This window comes from Caldimonas sp., assembly GCF_046289365.1.
Classification (GTDB): Bacteria; Pseudomonadota; Gammaproteobacteria; order Burkholderiales; family Burkholderiaceae_C; genus Caldimonas.
In genome coordinates, this window is sequence record NZ_JBKBVU010000056.1 from 1 (window position 1) to 17,489 (window position 17,489).

At 69.4% G+C, this 17,489-nt stretch carries 14 protein-coding genes; 8 read left to right on the forward strand and 6 right to left on the reverse strand.

Translation table 11 applies throughout. From position 1 onward, the window contains the following. Positions 1-2: 2 nt before the first annotated feature. Genes ACK42S_RS07825 through ACK42S_RS07835 form a run of 3 tightly spaced genes read left to right on the forward strand, consistent with a single transcriptional unit; the run spans position 3 to position 1,899 of the window. Entirely contained in the window at positions 3-383 is a 381-nt protein-coding gene (locus tag ACK42S_RS07825) for an SET domain-containing protein (protein WP_409705264.1), read from the forward strand. Next, a complete protein-coding gene (locus ACK42S_RS07830) occupies positions 329-1,165 on the forward strand; it encodes a biotin--[acetyl-CoA-carboxylase] ligase (RefSeq protein WP_409705267.1) in 837 nt (278 codons plus the stop codon). Before ACK42S_RS07825 ends, ACK42S_RS07830 begins: the two co-directional genes overlap by 55 nt. Beyond that, complete coding sequence (locus ACK42S_RS07835; protein ID WP_409705269.1) at positions 1,159-1,899, forward strand: hypothetical protein; 741 nt, start codon at positions 1,159-1,161, stop codon at positions 1,897-1,899. Before ACK42S_RS07830 ends, ACK42S_RS07835 begins: the two co-directional genes overlap by 7 nt. Before the next feature lie 55 nt (positions 1,900-1,954). Here ACK42S_RS07835 and gap read toward each other — a convergent pair whose 3' ends face one another. Together gap and tkt are read right to left on the reverse strand one after the other, a co-directional pair. Beyond that, positions 1,955-2,956 (reverse strand): type I glyceraldehyde-3-phosphate dehydrogenase, encoded by a 1,002-nt coding sequence (gene gap / locus ACK42S_RS07840; RefSeq protein WP_409705272.1) that lies wholly within the window; start codon positions 2,954-2,956, stop codon positions 1,955-1,957. Between the two features lie 78 nt (positions 2,957-3,034). Beyond that, positions 3,035-5,080, reverse strand: a complete 2,046-nt coding sequence (gene tkt, locus ACK42S_RS07845) for a transketolase (RefSeq protein ID WP_409705275.1) — start codon at positions 5,078-5,080, stop codon at positions 3,035-3,037. Positions 5,081-5,240: 160 nt separating this feature from the next. Here tkt and murU point away from each other — a divergent pair, with 160 nt between their 5' ends. The 4 genes from murU to ACK42S_RS07865 all read left to right on the forward strand — a co-directional run bounded on the left by murU (position 5,241) and on the right by ACK42S_RS07865 (position 9,631). Further along, entirely contained in the window at positions 5,241-5,978 is a 738-nt protein-coding gene (murU, locus tag ACK42S_RS07850; protein ID WP_409705278.1) for an N-acetylmuramate alpha-1-phosphate uridylyltransferase MurU, read from the forward strand. Then, positions 5,975-6,676: a hypothetical protein gene (locus ACK42S_RS07855; RefSeq protein WP_409705281.1), complete on the forward strand. Its 702-nt coding sequence runs from the start codon at positions 5,975-5,977 to the stop codon at positions 6,674-6,676. The genes murU and ACK42S_RS07855 overlap by 4 nt, the downstream gene beginning before the upstream one ends. 70 nt (positions 6,677-6,746) lie before the next feature. Continuing rightward, the gene (locus ACK42S_RS07860) at positions 6,747-8,168 is read left to right on the forward strand and encodes an aminopeptidase P N-terminal domain-containing protein (RefSeq protein WP_409705284.1); all 1,422 of its coding nucleotides are present in this window, start codon (positions 6,747-6,749) and stop codon (positions 8,166-8,168) included. Beyond that, on the forward strand, positions 8,165-9,631 hold the full coding sequence (locus ACK42S_RS07865; protein WP_409705287.1) for a diguanylate cyclase domain-containing protein: 1,467 nt from the start codon (positions 8,165-8,167) through the stop codon (positions 9,629-9,631). Before ACK42S_RS07860 ends, ACK42S_RS07865 begins: the two co-directional genes overlap by 4 nt. A gap of 12 nt (positions 9,632-9,643) precedes the next feature. Here the strand turns inward: ACK42S_RS07865 and ACK42S_RS07870 are convergent, their stop codons facing one another. The 3 genes from ACK42S_RS07870 to ACK42S_RS07880 are packed head-to-tail and all read right to left on the reverse strand — an operon-like array spanning position 9,644 to position 15,424. Continuing rightward, complete coding sequence (locus ACK42S_RS07870) at positions 9,644-11,077, reverse strand: efflux transporter outer membrane subunit (protein WP_409705290.1); 1,434 nt, start codon at positions 11,075-11,077, stop codon at positions 9,644-9,646. Further along, positions 11,074-14,220, reverse strand: a complete 3,147-nt coding sequence (locus ACK42S_RS07875) for an efflux RND transporter permease subunit (protein ID WP_409705293.1) — start codon at positions 14,218-14,220, stop codon at positions 11,074-11,076. Before ACK42S_RS07875 ends, ACK42S_RS07870 begins: the two co-directional genes overlap by 4 nt. A gap of 10 nt (positions 14,221-14,230) precedes the next feature. Further along, positions 14,231-15,424, reverse strand: a complete 1,194-nt coding sequence (locus ACK42S_RS07880) for an efflux RND transporter periplasmic adaptor subunit (protein ID WP_409705296.1) — start codon at positions 15,422-15,424, stop codon at positions 14,231-14,233. 181 nt (positions 15,425-15,605) lie between these two features. Between ACK42S_RS07880 and ACK42S_RS07885 the strand changes: the two genes are divergently transcribed. Continuing rightward, positions 15,606-16,307 carry a TetR family transcriptional regulator gene (locus tag ACK42S_RS07885; protein ID WP_409705299.1) on the forward strand — a complete coding sequence of 234 codons (702 nt, stop codon included), beginning with the start codon at positions 15,606-15,608 and terminating at the stop codon, positions 16,305-16,307. Here ACK42S_RS07885 and ACK42S_RS07890 read toward each other — a convergent pair. Beyond that, on the reverse strand, positions 16,232-17,489 hold a 1,258-nt coding region (locus ACK42S_RS07890), incomplete at its 5' end, for a vitamin B12 dependent-methionine synthase activation domain-containing protein (RefSeq protein ID WP_409705302.1). The two genes, ACK42S_RS07885 and ACK42S_RS07890, sit on opposite strands and share 76 nt — an antisense overlap.

Consider the following 17,489-nt stretch of genomic DNA (forward strand, 5'->3'; position numbering starts at 1 on the left):
CGATCCCGGCCGGCACGACGATCATCGAGTACAAGGGCGAGGTCATCACCTGGGCCGAGGCCCTGCGTCGCCACCCGCACGACCCGAGCGACCCGCACCACACCTTCTACTTCCACATCGACGATGGCCATGTGATCGATGCGAAGTACGGCGGCAACGCGGCGCGCTGGATCAACCATGCCTGCAACCCCAACTGCGAGGCCGACGAGGTGGACGGCCGGGTGTTCATCAAGGCCCTGCGCGACATCGCCCCGGGCGAGGAGTTGTTCTACGACTATGGCCTGGTGATCGACGAACGCTACACGCCCAAGCTGAAGAAGCAGTACGAATGCCGCTGCGGCGCCCCGAACTGCCGGCGCACCATGCTCGCCCCGAAGCGATGAGCGCCCTGCCCTGGCCTGCCGAAGACCTCTGGGAGCGGCTCGAACCCCAGTTGCCGGGCTTGAGCGTGGAGGTGCTGGCCGAGGTGGACTCCACCAACACCCGGCTGCTGGAGCGTGCGCGTCAAGGCGACACCGCCCCCTGCCTGCTGGTGGCTGAGCGCCAGAGCGCGGGGCGGGGCCGCCAGGGGCGTGCCTGGCAGTCGGCACCGGGAGCCTCGCTGACCTTCTCGCTGAGCCTGCCGATGTCGCCGCAGCGCTGGGGTGGCCTGTCGCTGGCGGTGGGCGTGGCCCTGGCCGAGGCGCTGCACCCCTCGCTTCGCATCAAGTGGCCCAACGACCTGTGGACGCTCGATGCCAACGGCGGGCCCGCCGGCAAGCTGGGCGGCATCCTGATCGAGACCCAGGGCCATGCCGGCCCCAGCCGTCACGTGGTGGTGGGCGTGGGTCTGAACATCGACGCGCCCCCGGCCCTGCCCGATGCGCGCCACCCGGTGGCCTGGCTGCGCCAGCTCGACCCGGCCGCCACGGCCGCCGGCACGCTCACGGCAGCGGCCACGGCCCTGGTGGGGGCGCTCAAGCTGTTCGAGCTGCGCGGCTTTGCGGCTTTTGCGCGGCGCTTCGAGGGTCGCGACCTGCTGCGTGAGCGGCTGGTGAGCACCACCAGGCCCGACCTGCCCGAGGGCCGGGCCCAGGGGGTCGACGAGGACGGCGCCCTGCTGCTGCGCGATGCGCGCGGCCTGCACCGCCTGGACAGCGGCGAGGTGAGCGTGCGCCCATGCTGAGACTCCTGGTGCTCGTGCTGCTGCTGGCCAATCTGGGCTACTACGCCTGGACCGCCGGCCATCTGCAAGGGCTGGTGTCCCGGGCCCCCGACCCGCGCGAGCCCGAACGCCTGCAGCGTCAGGTGCGGCCGGAGATCGTGCAAATCGAAACCGCTCCGGCATCGCCGCGCACCCCTGCACCGGCTGCCACACCCGCCCCGGCCCCACAGGAAGAGCCGGCCTCGCCTGCATCGGGCCTGCCGGCCAGCGCGGTCGCGGCCGCGGCATGCCTGGAGATCGGCCCCTACACCGAGGCCGAGTACGCCGGTGTGCAAGCCACCATCGCCCAGGCGCTGCAGGGGGTCGATTGGAGCGTGCAGCGCGAGGAGCGCGGCGGTGTCTTTCTGGTCTATCTGGGCAAGTACCCCAGCCGGCAGGCGCTGCTGCGCCGGCAGGAGGAACTGCGCGCGGCCGGCATCCGGGCCGAAGAGGTCCGCAGCTCACCGGATCTGGAGCCGGGGCTGTCGCTGGGCCGCTTCACCTCGCGCGACGGTGCCGAGCGCCGGGCGCTGGAGCTGGCCGACCGCGGCGTGCGGGCCGCCCGCGTCCTCACGATCACCCCGCCCGCCGTGCGCGTGCAGGTGCGCATCCCGGCGGCCGATGCCGCACTGCACGGCCGCCTCGATAGCCTGGCGCCGCGCCTGCAGGGGCGTCGGGCGTCGCCCTGTGGTGCCGACACCAACGCGCGCACCTGAGCCCTGCAACAAAAAGGGCTCCCGCGGGAGCCCTGGTGTGAGCGGCAGACGTCGATCACTTCGCGGCCACCACGCGAGCCATCTCCAGCACCTTGTTGGAGTAGCCCCATTCGTTGTCGTACCAGGCCACGAGCTTCACGAAGGTGGGGTCCAGCGCAATGCCGGCCTCGGCGTCGAAGATGGAGGTGCGGGGGTCGCCGCGGAAGTCGGTGGCCACGACCTTGTCTTCGGTGTAGCCCAGCACGCCCTTGAGTGCGCCTTCGCTCTGGGCCTTCATCTCGGCGCAGATCTCGGCATAGGTGGCGGGCTTTTCCAGTTCGCAGGTCAGGTCGACCACCGACACGTCGGAGGTGGGCACGCGGAAGGACATGCCGGTGAGCTTCTTGTTCAGCTCGGGGATCACCACGCCCACGGCTTTGGCCGCACCGGTGCTGGAGGGGATGATGTTCTCGAGGATGCCGCGGCCGCCGCGCCAGTCCTTGTTCGACGGGCCGTCCACGGTCTTTTGCGTGGCAGTGGCGGCGTGCACGGTGGTCATCAGGCCGCGCTTGATGCCCCATTTGTCATGGAGCACCTTGGCCAGCGGCGCCAGGCAGTTGGTGGTGCACGAGGCATTGGAGATGATGGCCTCGCCCTGGTAGGTGCCGTGGTTCACGCCATAGACGAACATCGGGGTGTCGTCCTTCGACGGGGCCGACATGATCACCTTCTTCGCGCCGGCGGCCAGATGCTTCTGAGCGGTCTCTTTGGTGAGGAACAGGCCCGTGGACTCGACCACGATGTCGGCGCCGACCTCACCCCACTTCAGCTCGGCCGGGTCCTTCACCGCGCTCAGGCGGATCTTCTTGCCGTTGACGATCAAGGTGCTGCCCTCGACAGCCACGTCCCCGTCGAAGCGGCCGTGCACCGAGTCGTACTGCAGCATGTAGGCCAGGTAGTCGGGCTCGAGCAGGTCGTTGATCGCCACGACCTCGATGTCCTTGAAGTTCTTCACCGCCGCGCGGAACACCATGCGCCCGATGCGCCCGAAGCCGTTGATGCCGATTCTGATGGTCATGATTGCGCTCTCCTAGGGAAAAGTCGGTAACGGAAATCCATGGACGAGCGGGAGTCCGGCTGGCTCCCGCAGGCGGGATCAAAGGCCCAGCACGGCACGCACGGTGGCGGCGACGTTCTCGGGCGTGAAGCCGAAGTGCTTGAACAGCACGCCGGCCGGGGCCGATTCGCCGTAGGTGTCGATGCCCACCACTGCGGCGCAGCCGTACTTCCACCAGAAGTCAGTGACGCCGGCCTCCACCGCGATGCGTGGCAGCCGCGCCGGCAGGACCCGGGTTTTGTAGGCCGCATCCTGGCGGTCGAAGACGGTCGTCGAAGGCATGGAGACCACACGCACGGCGATGCCCTGCACCGCGAGCATCTGCTGGGCATGCAGGGCGAGCTGCACCTCCGAGCCGGTGGCGATGATCACGGCCTGGGGCTTTTTCTTCAGGCCCACCTCGCTCGGCTCGGCCAGCACATAGGCCCCGCGCGCGATGTCCTCCAGCCCGGCCTTGGGCGCATAGGGCAGGTTCTGGCGGGACAGCAGCAGCGCGCTGGGGCGGGCCTGGCTCTGCAGCGCGCAGGCCCAGGCCACGGCGGTCTCGGCGGTGTCGGCCGGACGCCAGACGTCCAGGTTCGGGATCAGGCGCAGGCTGGCGGCATGCTCGATCGACTGGTGGGTGGGGCCGTCCTCGCCCAGGCCGATGGAGTCGTGCGTGAAAACATGGATCACGCGCTGCTTCATCAGCGCGGCCATGCGGATGGCGTTGCGCGAATAGTCGCTGAAGGTCAGGAAAGTGCCGCCGTAAGGGATGTAGCCGCCATGCAGCGCGATGCCGTTCATGATGGCGGCCATGCCGAACTCGCGCACCCCGTAGTTGATGTGCCGCCCGCCGTTGGGCTCGCCGGTGGCCGCGTCGAAGCGCAGCGCGGGCGTGCTCTTGGTCTGGGTGAGGTTGGAGCCGGTCAGGTCGGCCGAGCCGCCCAGCAGCTCGGGCAACGCGGCCGTGAAGGCTTCCAGCGCGATCTGGCTGGCCTTGCGGGTGGCCACGGTCTCGGCCTTGGCATGGGCGGCCACGGCCGCGTCCACCGCCACCTGGGCGAAGCCGGCGGGCAGCTCACCGCGGATGCGGCGCTCGAACTCGGCGGCCAGTTCGGGGTGCTCGGCCCGGTAGGCCTCGAAGCGGGCCTGCCAGTCGCGCTGCAGCGCGGCGCCGGCCTCGCGAGCGTCCCAGGCGGTGTAGGCCTCGGCCGGGATCACGAACGGGTCGTGCACCCAGCCCAGGGCATCACGGGTGGCGCGGATCTCGTCCACGCCCAGAGCCTCGCCATGGACCTTGGCGGTGCCGGCCCGGTTGGGCGAGCCCTTGCCGATCGTCGTCTTGCACACGATCAGCGTGGGCCGGTCGGTGCTGCGTTTGGCCTGGGCGATGGCCGCATCCACGGCCTGCACGTCGTGGCCGTCCACATCGTCGATGACGTGCCAGCCGTAGGCGGCAAAGCGCCGGGGGGTGTCGTCGATGAACCAGGGATCGACCTGGCCGTCGATGGAGATGCCGTTGTCGTCATACAGCGCGATGAGCTTGTTCAGCTTCCAGGCGCCGGCCAGGGCGCAGGCCTCGTGGCTGATGCCCTCCATCAGGCAGCCGTCGCCCAGGAACACATAGGTGTGGTGGTCGACGATGCGGTGCGCGCCGCGGTTGAATTCGTGTGCCAGCAGCTTCTCGGCCAAGGCCAGGCCCACCGCATTGGTGAGGCCCTGGCCCAGCGGACCGGTGGTGGTCTCCACCCCCGGGGTGATGCCCACTTCGGGATGCCCCGGGGTCTTGCTGTGCAACTGGCGGAAGCGCTTGATCTCGTCGAGCGGCAGGTCATACCCGCTCAGGTGCAGCAGCGCGTAAATCAGCATCGAACCGTGGCCGTTGGACAGCACGAAGCGGTCGCGGTCGGCCCAGTGCGGGTCGGCCGGGTTGTGGCGCAGGTGGCGGCCCCACAGGGCCACGGCGATCTCGGCCATGCCCATGGGGGCGCCGGGGTGGCCGGAATTGGCGGCCTGCACCGCATCCATCGCAAGCGCGCGGATGGCGTTGGCCATCAGGGTGGTGTTCTGGGGGGTGGAGAGGGTCGTGGCGCTCATGTCCATGAGGAAACCTGCCGCTGCGGCTGCATCCCGGCGCCGCAGACGGCGCACACAGACGGGATGGGGGGTTGGAATCGGGGAACCCCGGATTGTAAGTCGGCGCGGATAATCACCCGCCAGGGCCCGCCGGGCCCCGACGCCCCCAGTGCCTTCCCTCACACGCATGGACAACCTGAAAGCCCTGATCCTGGCGGCCGGCCGCGGCGAGCGCATGCGCCCGCTGACCGACCACACCCCCAAGCCGCTGCTGCCGGTGCGGGGGCGGCCGCTGATCGAATGGCACCTGGAGGCGCTGGCGCGCGACGGCGTGCGCGAGGTCGTCATCAACACCGCCTGGCTGGAGGAGCAGTTCCCGGCCACCCTGGGCGACGGCTCGCGCTTCGGGCTGCGCATCCGCTATTCGATGGAAGGCCGCGACCACGGCGGCGCGCTGGAGACCGCCGGCGGCATCGCCAAGGCCCTGCCCTGGCTGGGTGAGTGCTTCTGGGTGGTCTCCGGCGACATCTTCGCCCCGGGCTTCCGCTTCGACGCCGCACGGGCGCGAGCCTTTGCCGCAGGCAAGCGCCTGGCCCATCTGTGGCTGGTGCCCAACCCGCCCTACCACCCCCGGGGAGACTTCGGCATCGGCCCGGATGGCCTGGGGCTGAGCGATCCGCCCGAGACGGTGCCGCGCCACACCTACGCCAACCTGGCGCTGATGCGCGCCGAGTTGTGCCGCCACCTGCCGGTGGGCCAACGGGCCGCGCTGGGCCCGCTCTTGCATGACGCGATGCGCCGGCGCCAAATCGGTGTCGAGATGTATACGGGACCGTGGGAAAACGTCGGGACGCCCGCACAATGGGAGGCATTGTCGGCGGCCCCTCCGACCGGGAAGATGGCCGCCCAGGAGGACCGATCATGATGGAGCTGCTCGTCGGTGCGCTGGCGGCCGTGGTGGTGGGGGCCGTGCTGGAAGTGGGCGTGGTCAAGGCCCTGCGCGGGGTGCAGTTGGCCGCCTCGCCGCTGTCGGGCGATGCGCTGGACTCCTTCGTCTACGAGCGCTCGCTGCTCACCCCGGAACGCGACCTGGCGATCGTCTGGGCGGGCCTGACTGCAGCCGGGGTGCTGAGCGCCGCAGCGTGGTCGTTCCAGCGGCCCTGGCTGTGGGCGCCGGCGGCGCTCGCCTGGCTGGCCGCCCTGGGCTGGGACTGGTGGACCTGGGAGCGCGCCGCCGCCAGCGTCAAATACGTGAGCTGGCGGCGCGGCTGGCGACATTCCACCCGCCAGGTGCCGGTCTCCCATGTGGCCGAGGTGCACGTGGTGGAAAAAAACCTGTTGGGCCCGCTGGGCACGTGTTACATCGCCCTGACGCTGGCCGACGGCAAAGCCGTCAAGCTGCCGCGCACGGCCACGCTGGGCGGGCTGGGTCGCGTGGAAGACGTGGCCAATTTCATCCGCCTGCAAATGCAGCAGGTGCGTGAGCTGCGCGAGCGCCGCGCCAACGAGCGGCGCCGTGCCCGGGCGCAACGCGAGCCCAAGGACCCGGTCGAACGCGAACTGCGCCGCAAATTGATCGAATTGCGCCGCGCACGCCACCCCAAGGTGCCCACCGCGCACTGACATCCGCGCCGCCGCGATCGGGGCGCCGCCCGGCATGGCGCGCCGTCCCAAGCGCGGCTAGACTGTGCCGATGAGTCTGCTTCCCCCCTTGGCCGCCGACCCGCAGGCCCCCCGCCAGCGCCGCGCGCGGCTGGCGCAGGCGCTGCGTGAGGCCGGTGGCGGCGTGGCCGTGCTACCCACCGCCCCGCAGCGTGTGCGCAACCGCGACACCCACCACCCCTACCGGCCCGACAGCCATTTCCATTACCTCACCGGCTTCGACGAACCCGAGGCTTGGCTGGTGCTCGACAGCAACGGGCGCAGCACGCTGCTGTGCCAGCCCCGCCACCCCGAGCGCGAGGTCTGGGACGGCCATCGGCTCGGCCCTGAGGCGGCCCCGGCCGCCTTGGGGGTGGATGAGGCGTTCCCTGTCGAGGAGATCGACCGCCTGATGCCCGGGCTGATCGGCGGACACGCCATCCTGTGGTTTCCCTTTGGCGTGCACGAGGGCCTGTGGACCCGGGTGGAGCGTTGGCTGCAAGACGTGCGCTTGCGCGAGCGCCAAGGCGTGACCTGCCCCACACAGTGCCGCGACCTGTCGGCGCTGCTCGACGAGATGCGCCTGGTCAAGGACGCGCACGAGCTGCAATTGATGCGCCGGGCCGGCACGATTTCGGCGCTGGCACATGTGCGGGTGATGCAGCGCTGCGGCCAGTGGATGCGCGAAGGCCGCCTGGACGGACGCCGCGAATACCACCTCGAAGCCGAACTGCTGCACGAGTTCCGGCGCCAGGGTGCGGCCGGCCCCGCCTACCCGAGCATCGTGGCCGCCGGCGCCAACGCCTGCGTGCTTCACCATCCGGCCGGCGACGCGCCGCTGAAACCAGGCGAGCTGTGCCTCGTCGACGCCGGCTGCGAATACCTCGGCTACGCCGGCGACCTCACCCGCACCTTCCCCGTCGGCGGCCGCTTCAGCGCACCGCAGCGCGAGCTCTACGAGATCGTGCTGGCGGCCCAGGCCGCCGCGATCGACGCCTTGCGGCCAGGGGCCCGCCTGCGCGATGCCCATGACGCCGCCCTGCGTGTGCTGTGCCAGGGCATGCTCGACACCGGGCTGCTCGACCGCAGCCGCCACGGTGACGTCGATGAAGTGATCGGCACGGCCGCCTACCGCCCCTATTACATGCACGGCACCGGCCACTGGCTGGGCCGTGACGTGCACGACGTGGGCGGGTATCTGCAAGAAGACGAGCCCCCCGTCGAGCAGCCCGATGGGGCCGGCGGGCGGGTGGTGAGGAAGCCCTCGCGCCTGCTGCGCCCCGGGATGGTGACCACCGTCGAGCCCGGCCTGTACGTGCGCCCCGCCGAGGGCGTGCCCGAACGCTACTGGCACATCGGCATCCGCATCGAGGATGATGCCGTCATCACCCCGGCAGGCTGCGAGCTGCTCACCCGCGACGCCCCCGTGCACCCCGACGAGATCGAAGCCCTGATGAGAGGCCAGGCCCCATGACGGACACCGACGCCCTGGAAGCCCGGGCCTATGCCGACATGTTCGATCTGGCCCCCGTCTCGCTGTGGCTGGAGGATTACAGCGGCGTACGCGCCCTGTTCGAGCAATGGCGCAGCGAAGGCGTGCACGACCTGCGCGCTCACCTGCGCGCCGACCGCAGCCGCGTGGCCGAGTGCTCGAGCCGCATCCGCCTGCTGCGCGTGAACCGGCGCACGCTGGAGCTCTTTGAGGCCGACAGCCAGGAGCACCTCGCTGCCAACCTCGGCCATGTGTTCCGCGACGACATGTTCGACCAGCACGTCGAGGAGCTGCAGGCGCTGTGGGAAGGCCGCGGCGGCTTCGGCGGCCCCACGGTCAACTACAGCCTGACCGGCCGGCGGCTGGACATCTGGCTGCGCGCCACCGTGCTGCCCGGTCACGAGCAGACCTGGGAGCGCGTGCTCGTGGCCCTCGAGGACATGAGCGAACGCAGCCGCGCCGAGCGGGCCCTCAAGCGCAGCGAGCAATACGCTATGGGCCTGTTCGAGCACTCCCCGGTGTCGCTGTGGGTCGAAGACTTCAGCAACGTGAAGTTCCTGCTCGACGGCGCGCGCGCCCAGGGCATCCGCGACCTGCGCACCTTCCTCGACGTGCACCCCGAGTTCGTCGAGCGCTGCATGCAGGAGATCCGCGTCATCGACGTCAACCGTCAGACGCTCACGATGTTCGGCGCGTCTGACAAGTCCACGCTGATGCGCCGCCTGCACGAGATCTTCCGCGACGACATGCGTGAGCACTTCGCCGAGCAGCTCGTCGAGCTGTGGGACGGCAAGCTCTTCCAGCAGCGCGAGACCATCAACTACGCGCTCGACGGCGAGCCGGTGAACGTGTACATGCAGTTCTCGGTGCTGCCCGGACACGAGGCCGACTGGAGCCTGGTGCTGGTCTCGCTCACCGACATCACCGCGCGCAAGAAGGCCGAGGCCTATCTCGAATACCTGGGCAAGCACGACGTGCTGACCAAGCTGCGCAACCGCTCCTACTTCGTCGACGAGCTCAACCGGCTCAAGCGCAAGGGCCCGTGGCCGGTCACCGTGGTGATGGCCGACCTCGACGGCCTGAAGGCCATCAACGACCAGGAAGGCCATGCCGGCGGCGACGATCTGCTGCGCCGCGCCGGCGAGGTGCTGGCCAAGGCCGTGGACAAACCCGCCAGCGCCGCGCGCATCGGCGGCGACGAATTCGCCGTGCTGCTGCCCGGCACCGACGAGCGCGGCGGCGAGCAGATCGTCGAGCGCATCCACTCGCTGCTGGAGCTGAACAACCAGTTCTACCCCGGCGCCGCCCTCAGCTTCTCGATCGGCCTGGCCACCTGCACCGCCGGCCAACGGCTGGAGGCGGCCGTGCACCAGGCCGACCAGCGGATGTACGAGGCCAAGCGCGCCTACTATGCCGCCAGCGGTCGCGACCGGCGGCGCTCCTGATCCGCGCCGCCCTCAGGACCCCGCCGCCTGCCGGGGCTGCGGCGGCGTCCAGCCTCCACCCAGGGCCTTGAACAGGTCCACGGTGGCGGCCAGTTGGGCGCGGTGGTTGTCGAGCACCCGCAGCCGGGTGGCATTGGCGCTACGCTGGGCGTCGAGCAGCTCCAGGTAGGCCGAGTAGCCGGCCTCGTATCGCTGCCGTGCGGTCTGCAGCGCCCGTTCGCTGGCCTGCGCGGCGATCTCCACGTCGGCCTGCGCGGCCCGGGCGGCTTCGAGGTTGGTCAGGGCATCGGCCACGTCGCGGAAAGCCGATTGCACCGCCCCTTGGTAGGCCGCCAGAGCCTCGCGCTGGCGGGCTTCGGCCTGGGCCGTCTGGGCGCGGCGCCGCCCGCCGTCGAAGATCGGCAGATCCAGCCCCAGGCCCAGCGACCAGATGCGCGCGCCGCCCTTGAGCAGATCGGACAGCTCAGCGCTTTGCCCGCCGAAGGCGCCGGTGAGCGAGATGCTGGGGTACATCGCCGCCCGGGCCACGCCGATCTGGGCATTGGCCGAGGCCAGCAGCGCCTCGGCCTGGCGCACATCGGGCCGGCGCTCCAGCAGCGCCGAGGGCAGGCCCGCCGGCGGGGGCGGCGGCACGGGCAGCGCCCGCACCGCCCCGGGCGCAAGCTGCAGGTCCGGCTGGCCGGTCAGCAGCGCCAGCTGCGAGCGTGCCAGCTCACGCTGGCGTTGCAGTTCGCGCAGCTGCAGTGCCGCTTCGGCGCGCTCGGCCTCGGCCTGGTCCACCTCCAGGCGCGCGGCGGCTCCACCCTTCAAGCGCAGGCGCAGCAGGCGCAGGCTTTCCTCGCGCGAGGCCAGGGTGTCACGGCTCAGGGCGATCTGCTCGTCGAGCATGCGCACACTGAAGTAGCCCTGGGCCACGAGGCCGCTCACCGTCTGCCACACCACTTCACGGGCATGGTCGGTGGCCAGGGCCTGGGCACGCGCGGCCTCCGAGGCCCGCCGCAGCCGGCCCCAGAAGTCGATTTCGAAGCCGGTGGTGGCTGCCAACTGGAAGGTGTTGAAGGTGCCACCATGGCCCGCCGCCGAGAGATCGCTCGTGCGTTGGCGCGAGCCAGACCCGCCCAGGTTGAGCGTGGGCCAACGCAGCGCATCGGCCTCGCGCAACAGGGCTTCGGCCTGCTCGACGCGGGCCACGGCCGCCTGCAGATCGGTGTTGTTGCGGCGCGCTGCGTCCATCAGGCCGTCAAGCGTGGCATCGCCGAAGAGCGTCCACCAGGTGGACGACACGGTAGGCACGGCTTCAGCAGAAGGGCTGGCCGCGCTGTACTGCGCAGGCAGTGAGGTGGCGGGGCGTTCGTAATCGGGCCCCACCGCCGCGCAGGCACTCAGCAGGGCCGCGCCCAGCAGCGGCAGCAGCCGCGAAGGCATGTTCGGAGTCAGGGTGTTCATACCGGCACCTCCTCGGTCGCGCCGGGGGCATGGCTGTGCTGAGGCCGCGGCTTGCGGGCCAGCAGGGTGTAGAACAGCGGGATGAAGATGGGCGCGATGAAGGTGGCCACCAGCATGCCGCCGAAGACGCCCGTGCCCATCGACTGCCGCGCAGCCGCGCCGGCGCCGGTGGCGATCATCAGCGGCACCACGCCCAGACCGAAGGCCAGCGAGGTCATCACGATCGGACGGAAGCGCAGGCGGGCCGCCTCACGCGCCGCGGCGATGGCCGACAGCCCGCGCTCCATGCCCTGCATCGCAAACTCGGCAATCAGGATGGCGTTCTTCGCCGCCAGGCCGATCAGCACCACCAGGCCGATCTGGAAGTAGATGTCGTTTTCCATGCCGCGCAGGAAGACGAGCAGCAGCGCCCCCGTGACGGCAAAGGGCACGGCCAGCAGCACGGCCATCGGCACCCCCCAGCGCTCATAAAGCGCCGCCAGGATCAGGTACACCATGATCAGCGCAAAGCCGAAGGCAAACACCGAGGCGTTGCCGGTGCGCTTTTCCTGGAAGGCCTGGCCCGTCCACTCGATGCCATAGCCCGGCGGCAGGGTCTCGCGTGCCACCTGCTCGACCGCGGCGATGGCCTCGCCCGAGCTGTAGCCCGGTGCGGCGCTGCCAAAGATCTTGGCCGCGATGTAGCCGTTATAGCGCTCCACCTGTTCGGGACCGACGATGTCGTCCACGTGGATCAGCGCCTTCAACGGGATCATCTGCCCGCTGGTGCGCGAGCGCACATACAGGCGGCCCAGGTCCTCCGGCTTGGCACGGTAAGCCGCATCGGCCTGCATCGTGACGCGGTAGGTGCGCCCCTGGCGGTTGAAGTCATTCACGTAGTACGAGCCCATCTGCGCCTGCAAGGCGGCAAACACCTCGTCCACCGGCACGCCCAGGGCCAGGGCCTTCTCGCGGTCGACCTCCACACGCAATTGCGGCACCGTGGGGCGGTAGAACGTGTTCAGGCCCGTGATGGCCGGGTGGGCGCCCAGTGCGGCCATGAAGTCCTGCGTGACCTGCGCGAGCTTCATCGGGTCAGGCTCGGTGCGACCTTGCACATAGACCTCGAAGCCGCCGGCCTGGCCCAGGCCCAGGATGGCCGGCGGGTTGAACGCGAAGGCAATGCCGTCGGGCAATGCAAAGCCCATGCCAGAGACGGCCTGGGCCAGCGCCTGGGAGCTCTGCTGGCGCTCTTCCCAGGGCTTCATCGGGATGAAGATGGTCGCGGCATTGGCCTTGGCGCCCCCACCGATGAAATCGAAGCCGTTGATCGCGAAGAAGCTGTGGATGGCCGGGTTGTCGGCATTCATCTGGCGCAGCAAATCGGTGGTGCGCTCGGTGCGCGCCAGCGTCGCACCGTCGGGCAGCACGGCCGAGGCGATGATGTAGCCCTGGTCTTCGTCAGGCACGAAGCTGCCGGGCACCGTGGCCAGCAGCCAGCCCGCACCGCCCAGCATCAGCACGAAGGTCACCAAGGCTGCCAAGCGGCGCTTGAGCGCCAAATCCACCCCGCCCAGGAAGCGGGCCGTGAGCCAGTTGAAACCGCGGTTGAAGGGCGCAAAGAAGCGCTCGCCGCGCGTGGGGCCGTTGTGCTCGTGGGGCTTGAGCAGCAGCGCACACAGTGCGGGCGTGAGCGTGAGCGCCACCACGCCGGACAGCACCACCGAGATGGCCACCGTCACCGCAAACTGGCGGTAGAGCTGCCCGGCGATGCCGCCCATGAAGGCCACCGGGATGAACACCGCGCACAGTACCAGCACGATGCCCACCACCGCACCCGAGACCTCGCGCATGGCTTCGATGGACGCCGCAAACGGACTCATTCTCTCCTCGCGCATCAGGCGCTCGACGTTCTCGATCACGATGATGGCGTCGTCCACCACGATACCGATGGCCAGCACCATCGCGAACAGCGTGAGCGTGTTGATCGAGAAGCCCAGCAGCCACAGCCCGGCGAAGGTGCCGATCAGCGACACCGGCACCGCCAGCATCGGGATGAGCGTGGCGCGCCAGGTCTGCAGGAAGACGAACACCACCACCAGCACGATCAGCGCGGCCTCGATCACCGTCTTGGCCACCTCACCGATGGAGGCCGACACGAACAGCGTGGTGTCGTAAGGGATGAGGTAGTCCACGTCCTGCGGGAAACGCTCGCTCTTGAGCTCGGCCAGTTTGGCCTTGACGGCGTCGCCCACGTCCAGCGCATTGGCCCCCGACTGCAGGAACACGCCGATGGCGATCGACGGTTTGCCATCGACGCTGCTGGACTGGTCGTAGCTTTGCGCACCCAGCTCCACACGGGCCACGTCCTTCAGACGCAGCACGCCCCCGGGGCCGCCCGAGCGCAGGATGATCTCGCCGAACTCCTCGGCGCGCAGCAGCCGGCCACGTGCGGTCACGGTGTAGCCGATCTCCTGGCCCGGAGGCGCGGGTTCGGCACCGATCTTGCCGGCCGCGTACTGCGCATTCTGCGCGCCGATGGCGGCGGCCACGTCGGCCGGCGTCACGCCCAGTTGCGCCATGCGGTCCGGGTTGAGCCACACCCGCATCGAGTAGTCGCGCGCGCCGAACACCAGCACATCGGCCGTGCCGGGGATGCGCTTGAGCTCATCGAGGATGTTGAGCGTGGCGTAGTTCGACAGAAAGAGCTCGTCGTAGGTGCCCTGAGGCGAATTCAGCGCAATGACCAGCAGGAAGTTGTTCGAGCGCTTGGCCACCACCACACCGTTGCGGCGCACTTCGTCGGGTAGCCTTGGTGCGGCGAGCTGCACGCGGTTGTTGACGTTGAAAGTGGCCTTGTCGATGTCGGTGCCCACCTCGAAGGTGGCCGTGATTTCCACGGTGCCGTTCGACGACGCGCTGGAGTTGAAGTACTGCAAGCCCTCGATGCCCGAGAGCTGTTCCTCGATGGGCGCGGCCACCGTGGTGGCCAGCGTCTCGGCCGAGGCGCCGGGATAGGACGCGGTGATGGTCACCGTGGGCGGGGCGATCTCGGGGTACTGCGCGATCGGCAACGCGCGCATCGAGACCAGCCCGGCCAGCACGATGATGATGGACAGCACGGCCGCGAAGATCGGCCGCTCGATGAAGAAGCGGGAGTTCATGCGGACTCCTTCAGTTACCCGAGGCCGGCGCCGAGACAGCCGCGGCAGAAGCGGCCGGCGCGGACGCAGCCGGTGCCTGTGCATTCACCGGCGCACCGGGCCGCAGCTTCATCAGGTTGTCGACGATGACCTGGTCGCCGGCTTTCAGGCCGCCGGTCACCACCCAGTCGTTGCCCGACCAGCCAGCCGTCTGAATGGGCGCCGGCTGGGCCTGGCCGTCGCGCACCACCCACACCATGCGGCCCTGCTCGTTCTGCATCACGGCGGCTTGGGGCACCAGGAAGGCCCGGGCCTGTCCTGCGACCACCTGGACCTTGACGAACTGCCCGGGCAGCACGCGCAGCCGAGGGTTGGCAAACTCCGCCCGCAACGGCACCGTGCCGAGCGACGGATCCACCGTGGAGCCGGAGAAGTTCAGCCGCCCCTGTTCGAGCAGCGACTCGCCTTGGTCGTTCAACAACTGCACCTGAGGACTGCCGGCCGCACGCAAGCGCGCCAGCTCCGATTCGGACAAGGCAAAACGCACCCAGATCGGGTCGGTCTGGGTCAATGTGGTCAGCAAGCTGTCGGCGCCCGGGTTGACCAAGGCGCCTTCGGACTTCAGAGAGCGCCCGCTGATGCCCGAGATCGGCGCCGTCACCGTGGTGTACGACAAGTTCAACTCGGCCTCGCGCACCTGGGCCTGGGCCACGGCCACGGCGGCTTGCGCGAGTTGCAAGGCCGACTGCGCGTTGTCGGCTTCGCGCCGGCTGATGGCCTGGGCCTCGGCCAGCGGGCGCAGCCGCTCGTGCTCGCGGCGGGCCTGCTCGAGCTGGGCCTGCTGCTGCGCCAGATGGGCGCGCGCTTGTTGCAGCGCGATCTCGAAAGGCGCGCGCTCGATCTGGTACAGCGCCGCCCCCGCACGCACCGCTTCGCCCTCTTGATAGCGCTGGCGCTCGATCAGGCCGGTCACGCGCGCGCGCACCTCGACCTGCTTGGAGCCCTCGGCCTGGCCCACGGCCTCCAGCGTGAGCGGCAGCACCTGTTCTTGCATCACGCGCACCTGCACCGGCAGGGCCGCGGGCGCGGCATGGCTGGGGGCCGTGTTGGCCGCGTCACAGGCCGCCAAACCCGACAACACTCCCGCAGCGAGCAAGAGCCCGCCCCATCGGCCCAGGAAGCCCGCCGCGCATCGGCGTGTGTAGTCATCGACGATGGTTCGCATGAAGTCCTCATCGACTCGCGCCAGCCGATGCTTTGGATACGAAGCCGTTGACGCGAGCATGCAGTGGTGGATGGAAGCGGAGCCCGACCCTGGGCCGAGCGCAATCACCTGCGGATCAACCCTGAGTTCGCAGCCCCCTGAAAGCGCGTATCATACATACATTCGTGAATGTATGCTGACGATGGCGCGACGCACCAAAGAAGAAGCCGAACAAACCCGCCGGGCGATCCTGGAGGCCGCGCGGCGCTGTTTCCATGCCCAAGGCGTCTCGATGACCAGCCTGGAGCACATCGCCAAGGAAGCGGGTGTGACCCGCGGAGCGGTGTATTGGCATTTCGCCAACAAGGGCGAGCTGATCGACGCGATGTTCGATGACGTCTCGATTCCCTTCATCGACCGCCTGGACTACACGCTGCTGCTCGACCCCGAAGCCGACGCGCGCAGCCGGCTGCGCAACTTCCTGTGCCAACTCGTCAGCTCCCTCGATAACCCTGAGCTGCGCGTGGTGATGGAGATCCTGGAGTTCAAGTGTGAGTTCGTCGGCGAGCGCAGCGAGGATCTGAACGACTGGATCTCGCACAGCCAAGACCTGATCGGCAAGCTCGAGCGCACTTACATCGAGGCCCGCCGTGAAGGCACGCTGCGCCCGGACATCACACCCCGCTTGGCCGCCCTGGAGACCAAATGCTTTCTGGGCGGCCTGATGCGCCTGCGTTTGATGCGCCTGCCCGCGCTGGAATCACTGAACAGCGCCTACGCGCTGATCGACGCCTATTTGCAAGGCGTGCTGCCGCTGGAGCTGTCCCGTCACACCCAGGCGCCGGCCAAACGCTCGACCTCGGCACGGTCGCGTCCGCTGCGGCGCGCCAGATCCTCGAGCTGATCATCGCCCACACGGCCCACGTTGAAGTACACCGCTTGCGGGTGGGCCAGATAAAAGCCGCTGACGCTCGCCGCCGGCGTCATGGCCAGGCTGTCGGTCAGGCCCATGCCGATGTCATGCGCGCCCAGCACCCGGAACATGTCGCGTTTGACGCTGTGGTCCGGACAGGCAGGGTAGCCCGGCGCCGGCCGGATGCCGCGGTATTTTTCGGCGATCAGCTCCTCGTTGGACAGCGTCTCGTCGGGAGCATAGCCCCACAGCTCGGTGCGCACGCGCTGGTGCATGCGTTCGGCCAGGGCCTCGGCCAAGCGGTCGGCCAGGGCCTTGAGCAGGATGGCCGAGTAGTCGTCGTGGTCGTCGAGGAAGTACTGCTCCTTCTTCTCGACGCCGATGCCCGCCGTCACCGCGAACAGCCCCACGTAATCGTTGTTGAGCGGCGAGACGAAGTCGGCCAGGCAGCGGTTGGGACGGCGCACGCCGTCGACCACCGGCCGCTCGGTCTGCATGCGCAGGCCATGCCAGGTCATCAGCGGCTGGGTGCGCGCCTCATCGGCATAGAGCACGATGTCGTCGTCGTGGACCTGACAGGCCGGATACAGGCCGATCACCGCGTGCGCCGTGAGCCAGCGGCCCTCGATCAGCCGCTTGAGCATGCGCTGGCCGTCACTGTAGACGCGCCGCGCCGACTCGCCCACGACCTCGTCGGTGAGGATGGCCGGGAAGGGGCCGGCCAGGTCCCAGGTCTGGAAGAAGGGGCCCCAATCGATGCACTGGGCGATCTCGGCCAGGTCGTAGTTGCGAAAGACACGCCGGCCGAGGAACTTGGGTTTGGGCGGCACGTAGGAGGCCCAATCGATGGGCGTCTTGTTGGCGCGGGCCTGGGCCAGGCTCACCAAGGGGGTCTGCTTCTTGCCGGCATGCTGCTGGCGCACCTTCTCGTAGTCGGCCCGCAGCTCGTCCAAGTACCTCGCCGCGCGCTCGTCGGACAGCAGGTCCGAGCACACGCCCACGCTGCGCGAGGCATCGGGCACGTAGACCACCGGGCCCTCGTAGTGCGGGGAGATCTTCACGGCCGTGTGCACGCGACTGGTGGTGGCCCCACCGATCAGCAGCGGGATCTTCTTCAGACGGAAGTACTCATCGCGCTGCATCTCCGAGGCCACGTATTGCATCTCCTCCAGG

Excerpts from the sequence above, each read along its gene's own strand:
- ACK42S_RS07830 (WP_409705267.1), top strand. The coding sequence starts at position 329 with ATGCCGCTGCGGCGCCCCGAACTGCCGGCGCACCATGCTCGCCCCGAA.
- ACK42S_RS07835 (WP_409705269.1), top strand. The coding sequence starts at position 1,159 with ATGCTGAGACTCCTGGTGCTCGTGCTGCTGCTGGCCAATCTGGGCTAC.
- gap (WP_409705272.1), bottom strand. The coding sequence starts at position 2,956 with ATGACCATCAGAATCGGCATCAACGGCTTCGGGCGCATCGGGCGCATG.
- tkt (WP_409705275.1), bottom strand. The coding sequence starts at position 5,080 with ATGGACATGAGCGCCACGACCCTCTCCACCCCCCAGAACACCACCCTG.
- murU (WP_409705278.1), top strand. The coding sequence starts at position 5,241 with ATGGACAACCTGAAAGCCCTGATCCTGGCGGCCGGCCGCGGCGAGCGC.
- ACK42S_RS07855 (WP_409705281.1), top strand. The coding sequence starts at position 5,975 with ATGATGGAGCTGCTCGTCGGTGCGCTGGCGGCCGTGGTGGTGGGGGCC.
- ACK42S_RS07860 (WP_409705284.1), top strand. The coding sequence starts at position 6,747 with ATGAGTCTGCTTCCCCCCTTGGCCGCCGACCCGCAGGCCCCCCGCCAG.
- ACK42S_RS07865 (WP_409705287.1), top strand. The coding sequence starts at position 8,165 with ATGACGGACACCGACGCCCTGGAAGCCCGGGCCTATGCCGACATGTTC.
- ACK42S_RS07870 (WP_409705290.1), bottom strand. The coding sequence starts at position 11,077 with ATGAACACCCTGACTCCGAACATGCCTTCGCGGCTGCTGCCGCTGCTG.
- ACK42S_RS07875 (WP_409705293.1), bottom strand. The coding sequence starts at position 14,220 with ATGAACTCCCGCTTCTTCATCGAGCGGCCGATCTTCGCGGCCGTGCTG.
- ACK42S_RS07880 (WP_409705296.1), bottom strand. The coding sequence starts at position 15,424 with ATGCGAACCATCGTCGATGACTACACACGCCGATGCGCGGCGGGCTTC.
- ACK42S_RS07885 (WP_409705299.1), top strand. The coding sequence starts at position 15,606 with ATGGCGCGACGCACCAAAGAAGAAGCCGAACAAACCCGCCGGGCGATC.